Source organism: Nocardioides sp. Z50_6, from assembly GCF_058215755.1.
In genome coordinates this window covers 80169-94838 of record NZ_JBZAJB010000002.1, presented here as the reverse complement: position 1 = coordinate 94838, position 14670 = coordinate 80169, and the positions used below count along the sequence as shown (strand labels likewise).

At 73.1% G+C, this 14670-nt stretch carries 16 protein-coding genes; 13 read left to right on the top strand and 3 right to left on the bottom strand.

The features are described 5' to 3' along the window. Positions 1–70: 70 nt before the first annotated feature. From ftsH to AC4BGE_RS05130, 8 genes are all read left to right on the top strand, one after another. Positions 71–2137 (top strand): ATP-dependent zinc metalloprotease FtsH, encoded by a 2067-nt coding sequence (gene ftsH / locus AC4BGE_RS05165; protein ID WP_490574569.1) that lies wholly within the window; start codon positions 71–73, stop codon positions 2135–2137. A gap of 95 nt (positions 2138–2232) precedes the next feature. Further along, positions 2233–2751, top strand: coding sequence for a GTP cyclohydrolase I FolE (gene folE / locus AC4BGE_RS05160; protein ID WP_490570658.1), 519 nt, complete (start codon positions 2233–2235; stop codon positions 2749–2751). Between the two features lie 32 nt (positions 2752–2783). After that, positions 2784–3584 carry a dihydropteroate synthase gene (gene folP / locus AC4BGE_RS05155; protein WP_490570657.1) on the top strand — a complete coding sequence of 267 codons (801 nt, stop codon included), beginning with the start codon at positions 2784–2786 and terminating at the stop codon, positions 3582–3584. Beyond that, positions 3584–3955 carry a dihydroneopterin aldolase gene (gene folB, locus AC4BGE_RS05150; protein ID WP_490570414.1) on the top strand — a complete coding sequence of 124 codons (372 nt, stop codon included), beginning with the start codon at positions 3584–3586 and terminating at the stop codon, positions 3953–3955. Before folP ends, folB begins: the two co-directional genes overlap by 1 nt. Then, the gene (gene folK, locus AC4BGE_RS05145) at positions 3952–4521 is read left to right on the top strand and encodes a 2-amino-4-hydroxy-6-hydroxymethyldihydropteridine diphosphokinase (RefSeq protein ID WP_490570413.1); all 570 of its coding nucleotides are present in this window, start codon (positions 3952–3954) and stop codon (positions 4519–4521) included. Before folB ends, folK begins: the two co-directional genes overlap by 4 nt. A 42-nt stretch (positions 4522–4563) precedes the next feature. Beyond that, on the top strand, positions 4564–5094 hold the full coding sequence (locus tag AC4BGE_RS05140) for a DUF3180 domain-containing protein (RefSeq protein WP_490574568.1): 531 nt from the start codon (positions 4564–4566) through the stop codon (positions 5092–5094). 10 nt (positions 5095–5104) lie between these two features. After that, positions 5105–5704 (top strand): hypothetical protein, encoded by a 600-nt coding sequence (locus AC4BGE_RS05135; RefSeq protein WP_490574567.1) that lies wholly within the window; start codon positions 5105–5107, stop codon positions 5702–5704. A 105-nt stretch (positions 5705–5809) separates the two neighbouring features. After that, the gene (locus AC4BGE_RS05130; protein WP_490574566.1) at positions 5810–6895 is read left to right on the top strand and encodes a GNAT family N-acetyltransferase; all 1086 of its coding nucleotides are present in this window, start codon (positions 5810–5812) and stop codon (positions 6893–6895) included. Here AC4BGE_RS05130 and AC4BGE_RS05125 read toward each other — a convergent pair. Further along, the gene (locus tag AC4BGE_RS05125) at positions 6885–7907 is read right to left on the bottom strand and encodes an ABC transporter ATP-binding protein (RefSeq protein ID WP_490574565.1); all 1023 of its coding nucleotides are present in this window, start codon (positions 7905–7907) and stop codon (positions 6885–6887) included. The two genes, AC4BGE_RS05130 and AC4BGE_RS05125, sit on opposite strands and share 11 nt — an antisense overlap. On the opposite strand from AC4BGE_RS05125, the gene AC4BGE_RS05120 reads away from it, so the two are divergent. From AC4BGE_RS05120 to AC4BGE_RS05110, 3 genes are read left to right on the top strand one after another with little or no spacing between them, the layout of a single operon-like run. Beyond that, a complete protein-coding gene (locus AC4BGE_RS05120) occupies positions 7906–8622 on the top strand; it encodes an ABC transporter permease (protein ID WP_490575071.1) in 717 nt (238 codons plus the stop codon). The genes AC4BGE_RS05125 and AC4BGE_RS05120 overlap by 2 nt on opposite strands. A gap of 10 nt (positions 8623–8632) precedes the next feature. Beyond that, entirely contained in the window at positions 8633–9337 is a 705-nt protein-coding gene (locus tag AC4BGE_RS05115; RefSeq protein ID WP_490570408.1) for an ABC transporter permease, read from the top strand. 26 nt (positions 9338–9363) lie between these two features. Next, complete coding sequence (locus tag AC4BGE_RS05110) at positions 9364–10326, top strand: ABC transporter substrate-binding protein (RefSeq protein ID WP_490570407.1); 963 nt, start codon at positions 9364–9366, stop codon at positions 10324–10326. Here AC4BGE_RS05110 and AC4BGE_RS05105 read toward each other — a convergent pair. Together AC4BGE_RS05105 and AC4BGE_RS05100 are read right to left on the bottom strand one after the other, a co-directional pair. After that, positions 10319–11311, bottom strand: a complete 993-nt coding sequence (locus AC4BGE_RS05105; RefSeq protein WP_490574564.1) for a phosphatase PAP2 family protein — start codon at positions 11309–11311, stop codon at positions 10319–10321. The two genes, AC4BGE_RS05110 and AC4BGE_RS05105, sit on opposite strands and share 8 nt — an antisense overlap. A gap of 49 nt (positions 11312–11360) precedes the next feature. After that, entirely contained in the window at positions 11361–12509 is a 1149-nt protein-coding gene (locus tag AC4BGE_RS05100) for a glycosyltransferase family 2 protein (protein WP_490570405.1), read from the bottom strand. Positions 12510–12553: 44 nt separating this feature from the next. Here AC4BGE_RS05100 and AC4BGE_RS05095 point away from each other — a divergent pair, with 44 nt between their 5' ends. Together AC4BGE_RS05095 and AC4BGE_RS05090 are read left to right on the top strand one after the other, a co-directional pair. Further along, a complete protein-coding gene (locus tag AC4BGE_RS05095) occupies positions 12554–13717 on the top strand; it encodes a sulfotransferase family protein (RefSeq protein WP_490574563.1) in 1164 nt (387 codons plus the stop codon). Continuing rightward, complete coding sequence (locus tag AC4BGE_RS05090) at positions 13714–14649, top strand: hypothetical protein (RefSeq protein ID WP_490570403.1); 936 nt, start codon at positions 13714–13716, stop codon at positions 14647–14649. Before AC4BGE_RS05095 ends, AC4BGE_RS05090 begins: the two co-directional genes overlap by 4 nt. The last annotated feature ends 21 nt before the right edge of the window (positions 14650–14670 follow it).

Below are 14670 nucleotides of genomic sequence, written 5' to 3'. Positions count from 1 at the left end.
GGGCGGCTGGGGCTCGGCGGGTAACGTCTTCCTTCGAACCCGTCCGTCGTCCTGATCGCGAAAGAAGCCTGTGAAGCGCATTTTCAAGGGTCCCTGGCTGTGGATGGTCATCGCCGCCCTCGGTGTCCTGCTGGCCATCCAGCTCTTCGCGCCCAACGACGGGTACGACGAGATCACCACGTCGGAGATGAACGCCTACATCGCCGACGGCAAGGTCGACGAGATGACCTTCGTCGACGGCGACCAGGAGATGCGCGCCACCCTCGACAAGGGTGCCCGCGAGGGCTCGGACAAGGTCGTGGCCTTCTGGCTCAACGGCACCCAGGCCGAGATCGAGAAGGCGGTGGCCAAGGGCGTCGACGACGGCACCATCTCCGAGTACACCACCGAGGTGCCCAAGCCCAGCGTCTTCGGCTCGATCCTGCTGACGCTGCTGCCCTTCGTGCTGATCGTCCTCCTCTTCGTCTTCCTGATGAACCAGGCCCAGGGCGGCGGCGGCCGCGGGGTCATGCAGTTCGCCAAGTCCAAGGCCAAGCTGATCACCAAGGACATGCCGAAGACGACGTTCACCGACGTCGCCGGCTGCGAGGAGGCCATCGAGGAGCTCGGTGAGATCAAGGAGTTCCTCCAGGAGCCGGCGAAGTTCCAGGCGGTCGGCGCCAAGATCCCCAAGGGCGTGCTGCTCTACGGCCCGCCCGGCACCGGCAAGACCCTGCTGGCCCGCGCGGTGGCCGGCGAGGCGGGCGTCCCGTTCTACTCGATCTCGGGCTCCGACTTCGTCGAGATGTTCGTCGGCGTCGGCGCCTCCCGGGTCCGCGACCTGTTCGAGCAGGCCAAGGAGAACGCGCCGGCCATCGTCTTCATCGACGAGATCGACGCCGTCGGCCGCCACCGCGGCGCCGGCATGGGCGGCGGTCACGACGAGCGCGAGCAGACCCTCAACCAGCTGCTGGTCGAGATGGACGGCTTCGACGTCCGCGGCGGCGTCATCCTGATCGCCGCGACCAACCGCCCCGACGTGCTCGACCCGGCGCTGCTGCGCCCGGGCCGCTTCGACCGCCAGATCCAGGTCGACGCCCCGGACCTGCACGGCCGTCACCAGATCCTCAAGGTGCACTCGCGCGGCAAGCCGATGGCCGACGACATCGACCTGCTCAGCGTGGCCCGCCGTACCCCCGGCTTCACCGGTGCCGACCTGGCCAACGTGCTCAACGAGGCCGCGCTGCTGACCGCCCGCTCCAACCAGAAGCTGATCACCGACGAGAACCTCGACGAGGCCATCGACCGGGTGATCGCGGGCCCGCAGCGCCGGACCCGCCTGATGAGCGAGAAGGAGAAGCTCATCACCGCCTACCACGAGGGCGGTCACGCCCTGGTGGCCGCGGCGCTGCCCGGCACCGACCCGGTGCACAAGGTGACGATCCTGCCGCGCGGCCGCGCCCTGGGCTACACGATGGTGCTGCCCGACGAGGACAAGTACTCCACCACCCGCAGCGAGATGCTCGACAAGCTGGCCTACATGCTCGGCGGGCGCGCGGCCGAGGAGATGGTCTTCCACGACCCGACCACCGGCGCCGGCAACGACATCGAGAAGGCCACCAACCTGGCCCGCGCGATGGTCACCCAGTACGGCATGACCGAGCGGCTCGGCGCGATCAAGCTCGGCGAGACCCAGGGCGAGCCGTTCCTGGGCCGCGACATGGGCCACCAGCGCAACTACTCCGAGGAGGTCGCCGCGGCGGTCGACGAGGAGACCAAGAACCTGCTGGCCACCGCCCACCAGGAGGCCTTCGACATCCTCGTGGAGAACCGCGACGTCCTCGACGCGCTGGTCCTGGAGCTGATGGACAAGGAGACCCTGGACAAGGCCCAGATCGCCCGGATCTTCGAGGCGCTGCGGCTGCGGCCCCGCCGTCCCGCGTGGACCGGCAGCCCCGACCGCACGCCGTCGGACATCCCGCCGGTCGAGATCCCGCAGGCGATCCGCGACCGCGCCAAGGCCAACGGCACCGTCGCCGAGGAGGAGTCGGAGGCCAACGTCATCCTCACCCCGCCCGGCAGCGGCGGCGACGTGCACGGCGCGATGCCGCCCACCGGCCAGACCCCCACCCCGCCGAGCCCCGGGACGGGCGCGTGACCGACCCGATCGGTCTGGCGGCGCGCGACCCGCGCTCCGTGCCCGAGTTCGACCACGCCCGCGCGGAGGCGGCGGTGCGCGAGCTGCTCGCCGCGATGGGCGAGGACGTCGACCGCGAGGGCCTGCGCGAGACGCCGGCCCGCGTCGCCCGCGCCTACGCCGAGCTCACCTGCGGCCTGCGCCAGCAGCCCAGCGACGTCCTGACCACCACCTTCGACCTGGGCCACGACGAGATGGTGCTGGTCCGCGACATCGAGCTGTGGTCGATGTGCGAGCACCACCTGGTGCCCTTCACCGGGGTGGCCCACGTGGGCTACATCCCGGCCGAGACCGGGAAGATCACCGGCCTGTCCAAGCTGGCCCGGCTGGTCGACGTCTACGCCAAGCGCCCGCAGGTCCAGGAGCGCCTCACCACCCAGATCGCCGACGCGATGACCGAGATCCTCGAGGCGCGGGGGGTGATCGTGGTGATCGAGGCCGAGCACCTGTGCATGACCATGCGCGGGGTGCGCAAGGCCGGCGCCCGCACCATCACCTCCGCGGTCCGCGGCATCATGCACAACGCGGCCACCCGCAGTGAGGCGATGGCCCTGATCCGCTCCGGCACCCGGTGACCCGCCCGGAGCCCGACGGCCGCCCGCTGGTGATGGGCATCGTCAACGTCACCCCGGACTCCTTCTCCGACGGCGGCCGCTGGGCCGACCGGGACTCAGCGGTCGCCCGCGGCCGCGAGCTGCGCGCCCAGGGGGCGGACCTGCTCGACATCGGGGGGGAGTCGACCCGGCCCGGGGCCACCCGGCCGCTGGTCGCCGAGGAGCTGGACCGGGTGGTCCCGGTGATCGCCGACCTCGCCGCGGACGGCGCGGTGGTCTCGGTCGACACCATGCGCGCCGAGGTCGCCGCCGCCGCGATCGCGGCGGGCGCCCGGATCGTCAACGACGTCAGCGGCGGGCTGGCCGACCCGCGGATGCTCGCGGTGGTCGCCGACTCCGAGGCCACCTACGTGGCGATGCACTGGCGCGCCCACGCCACCCACATGGACTCCTTCGCCCGCTACCAGGACGGCGTGGTGGCCGGCGTGCGCGACGAGCTCGCCGCCCGGCTCGAGGCCACCCGGGCCGCCGGCCTGCCCGACGAGCGGCTCGTCCTCGACCCGGGGCTCGGCTTCGCCAAGACCTCCGAGCAGAACTGGGAGCTGCTGCGCGGCCTCGACGAGATCGCCGGGCTCGGGCTGCCGCTGCTGGTCGGCGCCTCCCGCAAGCGCTTCCTGGGCACCCTGCTGGCCGACGCCGAGGGCATCCCGCGGCCCGTCGCGGAGCGCGAGCACGCCGGGGCGGCCCTGTCGCTGCTCCTGGCCCAGCGGGGGGTCTGGGGTCTGCGCGTCCACGAGGTCCGTGCGACCCTCGACGCCTTGGCGGTCTGGCAGCGACTGGGAGGGGGAGCCTGATGAGCGACGAGCTGACCATCTCGGGCCTGGAGTGCTGGGGGCACCACGGCGTCTTCGACTTCGAGCGCCGTGAGGGGCAGAGGTTCGTGGTCGACCTGACGCTGGGCCTGGACACCTCGACCGCGGCGCGGACCGACGACTTGCAGGACACCGTCGACTACGGGAGCCTCGTGGCGCGCGTCAAGCACGCGGTGGAGAACGACCCCGTGGACCTGATCGAGCGCCTCGCACAGCGCCTCGCTGACGTGGCCCTGGAGCAGGACCGTGTTGAATGGGCGCGGGTGCGGTTGCACAAGCCCGACGCCCCCATCGACGCCACGTTTCGGGACGTGACGCTGACCATCACCAGAAGCAAGGGGAACCACCAGTGACCGAGACGCCCAACCCGCACATCGTCGACACGGACGCGTTGACCGGCGAGATGCACCCCATCCGCCGGGTGGTGGTGGCCCTCGGATCCAACCTGGGCGAGCGGATGGCGGCGTTGCAGGGTGCGGTGGACGCGCTGGCCGACACCCCGGACGTCTGGCTCACCAGTGTCTCCGGCGTCTACGAGACCGACCCGGTCGACGCCCCCGAGGGCTCCAAGCCCTACCTCAACGCCGTGGTGCTGCTCGACACCACGCTCCCGGCCCACCGGCTGATGGAGCGGGCCCTGGCCATCGAGATCGCCTTCGACCGCGAGCGCAGCGACATCCGCAACGCGCCGCGCACCCTCGACGTCGACCTGATCCAGGTCGGCGACCGGCGGGCCGACGACGAGCTGCTCCGGCTGCCGCACCCCCGGGCCCACGAGCGCGGCTTCGTGCTCAAGCCGTGGCACGACCTCGAGCCCGACGCGGTGCTGCTCGACAGCGGTCCCATCGCCGACCTGCTGGAGAAGGTCGACCTCTCCGGCGTCCGGCGGCGCGACGACCTGACCCTCGAGATGAGCTGACGGCACCGGCCCGCCGGTCGCCCGTCGACACCTCCCGGTGAGATGACCTCCCTGCCCCCGGACAGCCCCGACCCCGACTCCCCGGAGTCCGGGGAGGAGCCGCCGGGCGGGGTGTCGCCGGCGCACCTGCGGCCGCTCGGCCCCGGACCGATCGCCGGTGCCACGGTGCTGGGCCTCTTCGGGGGGTGGCTGTGGCACCCGGTGGCCGAGCGGGTCTCCGGGACCGCGCCCGTCCTGTCCTGGACCCAGGGCCTGCTGCTCTTCTTCGTCGCCGCCATCCTGGTGGCGGTGGCGCTGGTGACCTGGCGCGCGGTCCACGTGCGGCGGGAGCGGCTCGTGGCCCGCCAGATGGTCAACCGGCTGGTGCTGGCCCGCGCGTGCATCCTGGTGGGTGCCCTGGTGGGCGGGATCTACACCGGCTACCTGATCTCCTGGCTGGGCTCCCCGGCCGAGCTGGCCGACGAGCGGATCCGGCACGCGGCGGTCGCCGCGGTGGGTGGCGCGGCGGTCGTCGTGACGGGCAAGTTGCTCGAACGCGCGTGTCGCGTCCCCAAAGACAACCCTCACCTCTAGCCTGAGGGTCATGACTTCCCCGTCTGCTCGTTCCAGCGCCCGCCGACGTCAGCGCAGCACGCGCCTGACCGTCGCCTCCGGCCTGCTGTTGCTCGCGACCGCCCTCGTCCTCGGGTCGATCGCCACTGGCCAGTTCGTGCTGGTCCTCTGCGGAGCCCTCTCCGCCCTCGTCCTCGGTGCCGCCGCCACCCGGATCACCTACTCCGAGCTGGTGCAGGCCCGCCGCGACGCCGCCATGGACAGGGCGCAGCAGGCCCAGGCCTACCGCGACATCACCGCCCGGCGTACGGCGGAGAGCGCCGCCTTCGCCGCGGACATGTCCACCCGCATCGCGCAGCGCGAGGAGACCATCGGTCAGCTCGAGAGCGAGCTCGGCAAGGCGCTGGAGCGCGCGGCCACCGCGACGCTGAAGATGAACACCGAGGCCCGCCGGGCCGACGTGGCCGAGCTGGAGGGCCTCAAGCTGAGCGAGGTGCTCGAGCAGTCCGAGGCCCGCGCGGCCGAGGCGATCGTCCGGGTCGCCGAGCTGGAGGCCGAGCTCGACGCGCTCCGCGCCGAGCTGGAGGCCTGGCAGGCCGCGGCCAACCAGGCCGCCTACAAGCGCGCCTGAGACCCGCGCCACCCGGTCCCCCGCGGCCGGTGACCTCCCCGCGGGAGGCCGCCGGACGCGGGGGACTGTCACGTCACGGTCATGGAGTGAGGAAGAATCACACGCGTGATCCCCGACGACAACAGGTTCGAGAGCGATCCAGACGCGGCCCTCCCCGACGACCCCGGGCTACCCGAGGGGTGGACCGCCGAGCCTCCTGACGGCACCTCCGCCGCCGACGTGGGCCGGCTGACCTGGCTGCTGCGCGAGCACGAGCGCGCCGGCCGCGGCTGGGCCGGCGCCACCGAGCAGGACGTGCTGGTGGAGGTCTCCCCGCCCGCCCTGGCGATGCGGGAGAACCTGGTGGTCCGGGACGCCGCTGGCCTGATCCGCGCCTGGGCGAGCGTCCACGACCGCTCCCTGGGGCGGATGCTCCTGGTGCACGTGGTGGACCGGACGCTCCCGGAGGTGGAGGCGCGGCGCAGCGCGCGGGTCCTCTTCGAGTGGGCCGAGAGCCAGGCCCGGGCGGTGGGGGCCGCACGCGGCCTCGAGGTGCAGCAGATCGACACCGGCACCTTCGCCGACGACGAGCGCCAGCACGCGATGCTGAGCGACCGCGGGTTCGAGCGGGTGCGCACCTGGTGGCAGATGACCCGCCCGGTGACCTCCGAGGAGGCCGAGCTGGTCGACGACCCGGAGCTGTGGGAGGACGGCGGGGTCCGCTTCCGCTCCGTCGGTCGCCAGGGTGACGGGATGCCCGACGAGGCCGACCTGCGCGCCGTGCACGACGTCCTCGAGGGCGCCTTCACCGACCACTTCAACTCCTCCGAGGAGACCTTCGAGGAGTTCGTGCACCGGCTGCGCGAGGACCCCGGCCACCGCTGGGACCACTGGTGGCTGGCCGAGCTGCTCGACGGCGAGACCCCCCAGCCCTGCGGCGCGCTGGTCGGCACCGTCTCGGAGTCGCTCCGGGGACCCGACGGCTCCTACGTCTCCTACCTCGGGGTGCTGGAGTCGGCCCGCGGCCGCGGGGTGGCCAAGGGGCTGCTGCGCACGGTGATCGCCGACGCGGCCTCGCGCGGCCGGGACCGGGTCGGGCTCGAGGTCGACGCCGACTCCTCGACCGGGGCCGACGGGCTCTACGTCTCCATGGGGTGGGGCACCACCTACGTCACCGAGTCATGGCACAAGGACGTGCCGGTCAGCGACTGAGCGAGGCCCGCAGCTGGGCGTGCACGCCCGCCGGGGTCAGCACGCCCAGGAAGCGCGGGCCGCGGCGCACGCCGATCATCGACTTGTCCTCGCGCAGCATCAGGGCCAGCGCCTCCTCCAGGGTGGAGTCGATGTCGATCGCCGAGCCCAGCTGACCGGCGGTGACGCCCTCGAGGGGCTCGAGACGGGACTCGTCGATCCGGGTGACCGCGAGGCGGCGCAGACCGCTGGTGGCGCCGACGAAGTCGGCCACGAAGTCGTCGGCGGGGTGGGCCAGCAGCTCCTGCGGGGTGCCGTACTGGGCCAGCCGACCGCCGTCGGCGAAGATCGCGACCCGGTCGCCCATCCGCACCGCCTCGTCGATGTCGTGGGTGACCATGACGACCGTCTTGCCCAGGTCGCGCTGGAGGCGGAGGAACTCGTCCTGGAGCCGGGTCCGCACCACCGGGTCGACCGCGCCGAAGGGCTCGTCCATCAGCAGCACCGGGGGGTCGGCGGCCAGGGCCCGCGCCACCCCGACGCGCTGGCGCTGCCCGCCGGAGAGCTGGTGGGGGTAGCGCTGGCCGTAGAGGTCGGGGTCGAGGCCGACCGTCACCAGCAGCTCGCGGGCCCGCTCCCGGGCGCTGGCCCTGGACTCGCCGTGGAGCAGCGGCACGGTCATCACGTTGGCCTCGACCCGCTGGTGGGGGAAGAGCCCCACCTGCTGGATGACGTAGCCGATGTTGCGCCGCAGGGCGTGCGGGTCGATCCCGGTGACGTCCTGGCCGTCGAGCAGGATCCGGCCGGTGGTCGGCTCGATCAGCCGGTTGATCATCTTCAGCGTCGTGGACTTGCCGCAGCCCGAGGGGCCGACCAGGCAGACCAGCTCGCCGCGGGCCACCTGCAGGTCGAGCTCGCGCACGGCGACGGAGCCGTCGTCGTACGTCTTGCCGAGACCGACCAGCTCCAGCATCGGCAGCTCGCCCGTGGTCTCCCCGGCCCTCGACCCGGTAGCGTCCATGCCCGTGACCATGCCCGTGACCCTACTGGTGTCAGCGGGGGCCGCGCCTCAGGCGGCCGTCGAGCCGAGCTGCTACAGCCGGCTCCGCAACGAGTGGCTCTGCGCCGACTACCTGGTCGACCGGCGCGAGGAGATCCTCTCCGCCCTCGGCTCCCACGTCGCGCTGACGCTCTCGGCGGTCCTGCTCGGCCTGCTGCTCGCGTTCCCGCTGGCCCTGCTGGCCCGCCGGGTGCCGCGGCTGGAGGGGGCGGTCACCGGGCTCTCCACCGGTCTCTACACCGTCCCGTCGCTGGCGCTCTTCCCGCTGCTGGTGCCCTTCACCGGCCTGACCGCGACCACCGTGGTGATCGGCCTGGCGCTCTACGCGCTCACCATCCTGGTCCGGGCCCTCATCGACGGCCTCGCCGCGGTGCCCGAGGAGGTCCGGGAGGCCGCCCGGGGGCTGGGCTACAGCCCCACCCGCCAGCTGCTGCGGGTGGAGCTGCCGCTGGCCCTGCCGGTGCTGATGGCGGGCATCCGGGTCGCCTCGGTCTCCACCGTCGCCCTGACCACGGTGGGGGCGCTGGTCTCCCACGGCGGGCTGGGCAACCTGCTGCTCACCGGGGTGGCGGAGTCGTTCCGCGCCCAGGTGCTGACCGCGGCGGTGCTCTGCGTGGCGCTGGCGGTGCTCCTCGACGGCCTGCTGGTGCTGCTCCAGCGCGCGCTGACCCCGTGGGCCCGAGCATGAGGGGGCGGCGGTGAGCGTCTTCGCCGACATGTGGCACTACCTGACCGACCCCGACAGCTGGCGGGGGCCGGGCGCGATGCTCGAGCTGCTCTGGCAGCAGCTGCTGCTGACCGGTACGGCGCTGGCGGCGGCGATGCTCCTCGGCCTCCCGCTGGCGCTGTGGCTCGGGCACCTGGGCCGGGGCGGCTTCGTGGCGATCAACCTCTCCGCGGTCGGCCGGGCGGTCCCGACCTTCGCCCTGCTGGCGATCCTGGTCGCGGCGCAGTGGCCGGGCAGCGCCTCGCTGGGGCCCTACGGCCGCGCCGGGGCGGCCACCCTGATCGCCCTGACCCTCTTCGCGCTGCCGCCGCTGATCACCGGCGCCTACGTCGCCCTCACCCAGGTGCCGCCGGAGGTGAAGGAGGCGGCCCGCGGGATGGGCATGACCGGCCGGCAGCAGTTCTGGCGGGTCGAGCTGCCCCTGGCCCTGCCGCTGGTGGTGGCCGGGATCCGGCTCGCGCTGGTCCAGGTGTGGGCGACCGCCACCATCGCCGCCCTGGTCGCCGGGCCCGGCCTGGGCCGCGTCATCACCGACGGGTTCTACCGCAACGACTACGGCCAGGGCCTGGCCGGAGCGGTGGTGGTCGCGCTGGTGGCCCTGGCGTTGGAGATCGCCGCCGGACGGGTACAGCGAAGTGCGGCCCGGCGGGCCCAGCTCGCGCCGGCCGGCCGATGACCGCCCCACCACCCCCGGAGACGACCATGGACCGACACCCCTTCCCGACCACCAGGCGACGGGTCGCGGCCGCGACGGCGCTCGCCGGTCTCCTCCTGCTGGGCGGCTGCGCCGGCGACGACCTCGCCGCCGACGGCGACGGCGAGGCCGAGCGGGAGGGCGGCGGCACCGTCACCCTGGCCAGCCAGAACTTCCCCGAGGCCGCCCTGGTCACCGCGATGTACGAGAAGGTCCTCGACGACGCCGGCTACGACGTCACCACCCGGCTGGTCGGCACCCGCTCGGTCTACATGGCGGAGTTCCCCGGCGACGTCGACGTCGTCCCGGAGTACGTCGCCGGCATCTCCGACTACCTCAACACCGCCGCCTCCGGTGCCGACGCCAAGCCGATCACCACCAACGACCCCACCGAGTCGATCGAGGCGGCGGGCCAGTTGCTGGACGAGGCCGGGATCACCCTCCTCGCCCCGTCGGAGGCCACCTCCCAGAACGCCTACTTCATCACCGCCGAGCGGGCCGAGGCCGACGGCATCACCGCCCTCTCCGACCTCGAGGGCGAGCAGACCGTGCTGGCCGCGGCCCCCGACTGCGAGGGCCGCGACGACTGCGAGAAGGGCCTCCGGGAGGTCTACGGCATCAAGATCGCCGAGCTCCTGCCGCTGGGCTACGGCAGCCCCGAGACCTACAAGGCCGTCGCCGACGGCGAGGCCGACCTCGGCCAGACCGGCACCCTGGACGGCACCCTGGAGGAGCAGGGCCTGGTCCTGCTGGAGGACGACCTGGGCATCCAGCCGGCGCAGAACCTGGTCCCCGCCGTCTCGGCCGACTTCCTGGCCGCCAACCCCGAGGTCGCCGGGATGCTCGAGGACCTGATGGCCGCTCTCGACAACGAGACGCTGGCCGGCCTGATCCAGCAGGTCTCGGTCGACCGGGCCAAGCCCGCCGACGTGGCCGAGCAGTTCCTCCAGGAGGAGGGCCTGCTCAGCTGAGAGCCGGTGCCTGGTCGGGTGACTCGCGGTGCGCCCGCCGGCGCTCCCAGACCGAGCAGCCCCACAGCACCAGCACCGCCGCGAGCCAGCCGGCGAGCACGTCGACCACGTAGTGCTCGGCGTAGTAGACCAGCGCGAACGCCATCACCAGCGGGTAGGCGACCAGCAGCAGCCGGACCGCGGCGTTGCTGCGGGAGAAGGCGTACAGGGCGACGAAGGCCGCGACGCCCGCGTGCAGCGAGGGCATCGCGGCCACCGGGTTGCCGGCCGCGGAGAAGGTGTCGTGGAAGTTGCCGGGGCCCAGGTCGTACCAGCCGCGCCCGGTGATCCGGGCGATGTCGTCGCTCAGGTAGCCGTGGTGCGAGGCCAACCACGGCGGGGACATCGGGTAGGCGATGTAGATCACCAGGGCCAGGATGTTGAGCGAGAGGTAGCGGCGCATGAACCGCACCCACGCGCGCCGGCGGCTCGCCCACAGGATCGCGGCGGTGATGGGCGCGACGAAGAAGTGGGAGTAGTAGACGGTCGTCAGCACCACGTCGTACCAGGCGCGAGGCGCCGTCCGCTCGCACGGGACGCCGCACAGCTGGGCCTGCAGCCACTCGGTGGGCAGCACGCCGCCGAAGAGCGCCCGGTCGGCCGCGATGGGCTCGGTCACGTGCACCGTGACGAGGCCGAGGTCGTCGGCCAGGCCGCGGCTGAAGAGGTAGAAGGTGAGCACCGCCAGGGGCAGCGACCAGTCGCGCAGGAAGGCCAGGTGGGAGCGCCACGGCGCCTGGATGTTCCAGGCGATGAGGGCGAGCCAGATCCAGGTGAAGGCCTGGTAGACAGACTTGGGCAGCTCCACCAGCTCGATCCACGCCGCCAGTGCGACGGTGTAGGCCGCGAGGGCGAGCACCCGCGCCCGGTGCGAGGTCACCGGGGTGGGGCCACCGCCGGGCTCGTCGGCCTCCGCCGCGGGCTCACGCGAGGCCGTGTCGGTCACCGGGTGCCCCGGGAGGCGCGGTCGTGCACAGACCTACGGTAGGTCCCCCTCACCGTTCGTGCGACCTGATCTCCAGGGCGACGTCGGGGACGCTGGCCGGCCGGATCACCTCGGCCGGGATCGCCAGCCGCTCGCCGCTGGCGGTGGTGGGGGCCGGGCCCACGAGCGAGGCGGACCAGGTCATCAGGGCCTCGGCGTCCTCGCGGCGGCCCCGCTCGACCAGGAAGCCGCACACCCGGTGCACCGGCGGCAGGCCCGAGTGGGCCAGGGAGCGCTCGCCCCACAGCTCGCGGACCCCGTCGCGCAGCAGCTGCCACCAGGCGTCGGAGCAGCCCGGGATCAGCTGGAAGTAGCGCCACATGTCGCCCGGCATCACCCGGTCGACGAAGACCTGCGTCACGCGGGGGTCGCCGTGCTCGCGCACCGACGCCAGGGCCATCCGCTTGGTTGCCCACCGGTCGACGAGGTCCGCCACCGAGCTGCGCTGCTGGGTGATGGAGGTGCCGTCGGTGCGCACCCGCCACTGGTAGACCGGCTCGGAGAGGATGTCGAAGGACCCGGCGAGGTAGGCGCGCGTCGTCGTCGGCTGGTCCTCGTAGTGGATCCGCTCGGGCCAGGCCAGCCCGGCCGACTCCCAGAAGGAGCGACGGTAGAGCTTGTTCCAGGCGAAGACGTCGCCCAGGATCTCGGGGTGGTCCGCGATCCGCGCACCCGAGCGCGGCGGATGGTGCAGACGCCGCATCCACGGCGGCTCGTGCAGGCCGGCCCCCTCGGGCGGCGGTGCCTCCCAGCGCAGCACCGAGCCCACCGCGAAGTCGGATCCGCTGGCCTCCAGCGAGGCGACCAGCCGGCGCAGCGCGTCGGGGGGCAGCAGGTCGTCGGAGTCGAGGAAGGCCAGGTGCTCGACAGGGGTCCCGGTGTCGGCGAGCAGCGCGGCCACCCCGGCGTTGCGGGCCGCGCCCAGGCCGCCGTTGGGCGTGTGCAGCACCCGGATGCGGGAGTCGCGGGCGGCGTACTGCTCGGCGACCTCGCCGCTGCGGTCGGGAGAGCCGTCGTCGACGACCACGGCGCGCCACGCGGTGTGCTCCTGGGCCAGCAGGCTCTCCAGCGACTCCGGCAGCCACTGCTCGACGCAGTAGGCCGGGACCACCACGCCCACCACGGGTCCCTGTCGGCGCAGACGAAGTGACCACCTCATGGGGCGAGAGTATCCAGCGTCCCCCTCGGATAGGCTCACCGACCGTGACTGGAGCAGAGACCGGCAGCGCGAACGGCACACCCGCGCAGCGCCGCGCGCGTGCCATCGACGAGCTCAACCCCGAGGGCGTTCCGCGCAAGGTCCTCTTCGTCGCCGGCGCGGGGCGCAGCGGCACCAGCACGCTGGCGGGGATCCTCAGCCTGCTGGGCATGCACGTGCCCAAGCCCGAGGTGGAGGCCGACGCGTCCAACCCCAAGGGCTTCGGCGAGCCCAAGTGGGCGGTGGAGACCCACGACGCCTGGCTGCGCGAGGTCGACGTCCAGGTCAGCGACTCCCGCCCCAGCGCCTGGTTCGAGACCGGGCGGATCTCCAGCCGGGAGCCTGCCCGCATCCGCGTCTCGGACTGGCTCGAGACCCACTTCGCCGAGCACCCCGAGCTGGTGGTCAAGGACCCGCGGCTCAGCTGGTTCCTCGGCCTGTGGCGGGTCGCGGCGATCCGCACCGGGGCGACCCCGGTCTTCGCGACCATGCTCCGCCCGCCCGCCGAGGTGGTGGGGAGCAAGCAGAAGTACTACGCCAACAAGCTCGGCTCGGCCCACCTGGCCGCGAGCTGGCTCAACATGCTGCTGCACACCGAGAAGGCGACCCGCGAGTCGCTCAGCGGCTCCCACGTGGGCGGCGGGCGCGTCTTCGTGCGCTACGAGGACCTGCTCAGCGACTGGGTGCGGACCACGATGGCGCTGGGCCGGCGGCTCGACGTGCAGTCGGTGATCCACACCCGCAGCGACCAGATCCGCGAGGTGCACCGCTTCATCGACCCCAGCCTGCGCCGGGTCACCACCTCCCTCGACGACCTCGGCCTGCCGCCGCGCCTGCACGAGCTGGTCGCCGAGACCTGGTCGGAGCTCAACAAGCTGGCCGACGAGGGCGGAGACACGCCCGCGGCCCACGCCACCCTCGACCAGCTCCGGGCCGCCTACACCGCCCTCTACGAGGAGTCCGAGGCGATCTCCCGGTCCTCGGTGGTGGCCGCCCGTCTCGCGCAGGCCCGACAGGACGCCCAGGCGCACGACCTCGTCGTCCCGCGGGCCGGGCTCGCCGACCTGGTGCCGCACGAGGTCCGGGCCAAGATCCCGCCGTCGGTGCGCCGCGGCGTGCGCAAGGCGCTGGGTCGCGAGCGCGACGGGCATCCCGAGGCGCAGGGATGATCCCCATCGGCCAGGGCGACGGCATCGCCAACCTCGAGGGTCACACCGACTTCGACATCACCTGGCCCTGGCGGCGGCCCGGCGGGCTGCGCCGCGGCGCCACCGCGGTGCTGCGGGTCAAGGACGAGGCGCCCGGCCTGCGGTTCGTGCTGCCCCCGCTGCTGCGCGCGGTCGACCACGTGCTGCTGGTCGACAACAACTCCACCGACGGCACCCCGCAGGAGGCGCTGCGGGTGGTGGAGGAGACCGGCCACACCGACCGGTTCACCCTGGCCCACTACCCCTTCGACGTGGCCCGGGCGGGGGCCGAGCACCTCGCGGTGCCCGAGCGCTCGGTGCACTCGCTGGCCTACTTCTACAACTGGTGCTTCTCCCACGTGCGGACCAGCTACAGCTGGAAGTGGGACGGCGACATGGTGCTCACCACCGAGGGGGAGGTCTCGATGGGCGACCTGTCCTGGCAGGTCGGCGCCACCGACGCGGTGATCCGCTTCCCCCGCCACGGCCTCTACGTCGAGTCCGAGCGGCGCGCCTTCCTCGACCTCGGGCTGCGCAACATCGAGGAGTGGGGCTTCCCGATGGGCCCCGACTACGTCTACACCAAGGCGCCGGAGTGGGAGATCCGCACCACTCCCGACCACTTCGAGATGTTCGCCCTCCCGCAGGGGCTGTGCGTGGAGCTGAAGTGGCTCGACGGCGACGAGTTCGCGCACTGGACCGACCCGCAGTCGTTCGCCACCAGCCTGCGCAACCGGCGCAAGCGCCGCGAGTGGACCGTCTGGAACGCCCTCCAGGAGGGGACGGTGCCCGAGGGCGTGGTCGAGATCGTCGCCCCCGACGGGGTCCACGTGGTCGACCACGTCACCCACGACTGGCTGCCGCGCGCCCCTCGGCCCTTCGTCGTCGACGACCCCGCCCACGCCGTCGGCTGACCGCCCGCGCGCCGCGGACCG

Bases quoted from the DNA above. Each gene is read 5' to 3' on its own strand.
- folE (WP_490570658.1), top strand. From the start codon at position 2,233: ATGGGCGAGGACGTCGACCGCGAGGGCCTGCGCGAGACGCCGGCCCGC.
- folP (WP_490570657.1), top strand. From the start codon at position 2,784: ATGGGCATCGTCAACGTCACCCCGGACTCCTTCTCCGACGGCGGCCGC.
- folB (WP_490570414.1), top strand. From the start codon at position 3,584: ATGAGCGACGAGCTGACCATCTCGGGCCTGGAGTGCTGGGGGCACCAC.
- AC4BGE_RS05140 (WP_490574568.1), top strand. From the start codon at position 4,564: ATGACCTCCCTGCCCCCGGACAGCCCCGACCCCGACTCCCCGGAGTCC.
- AC4BGE_RS05135 (WP_490574567.1), top strand. From the start codon at position 5,105: ATGACTTCCCCGTCTGCTCGTTCCAGCGCCCGCCGACGTCAGCGCAGC.
- AC4BGE_RS05120 (WP_490575071.1), top strand. From the start codon at position 7,906: ATGCCCGTGACCCTACTGGTGTCAGCGGGGGCCGCGCCTCAGGCGGCC.
- AC4BGE_RS05125 (WP_490574565.1), bottom strand. From the start codon at position 7,907: ATGGTCACGGGCATGGACGCTACCGGGTCGAGGGCCGGGGAGACCACG.
- AC4BGE_RS05110 (WP_490570407.1), top strand. From the start codon at position 9,364: ATGGACCGACACCCCTTCCCGACCACCAGGCGACGGGTCGCGGCCGCG.
- AC4BGE_RS05100 (WP_490570405.1), bottom strand. From the start codon at position 12,509: ATGAGGTGGTCACTTCGTCTGCGCCGACAGGGACCCGTGGTGGGCGTG.
- AC4BGE_RS05090 (WP_490570403.1), top strand. From the start codon at position 13,714: ATGATCCCCATCGGCCAGGGCGACGGCATCGCCAACCTCGAGGGTCAC.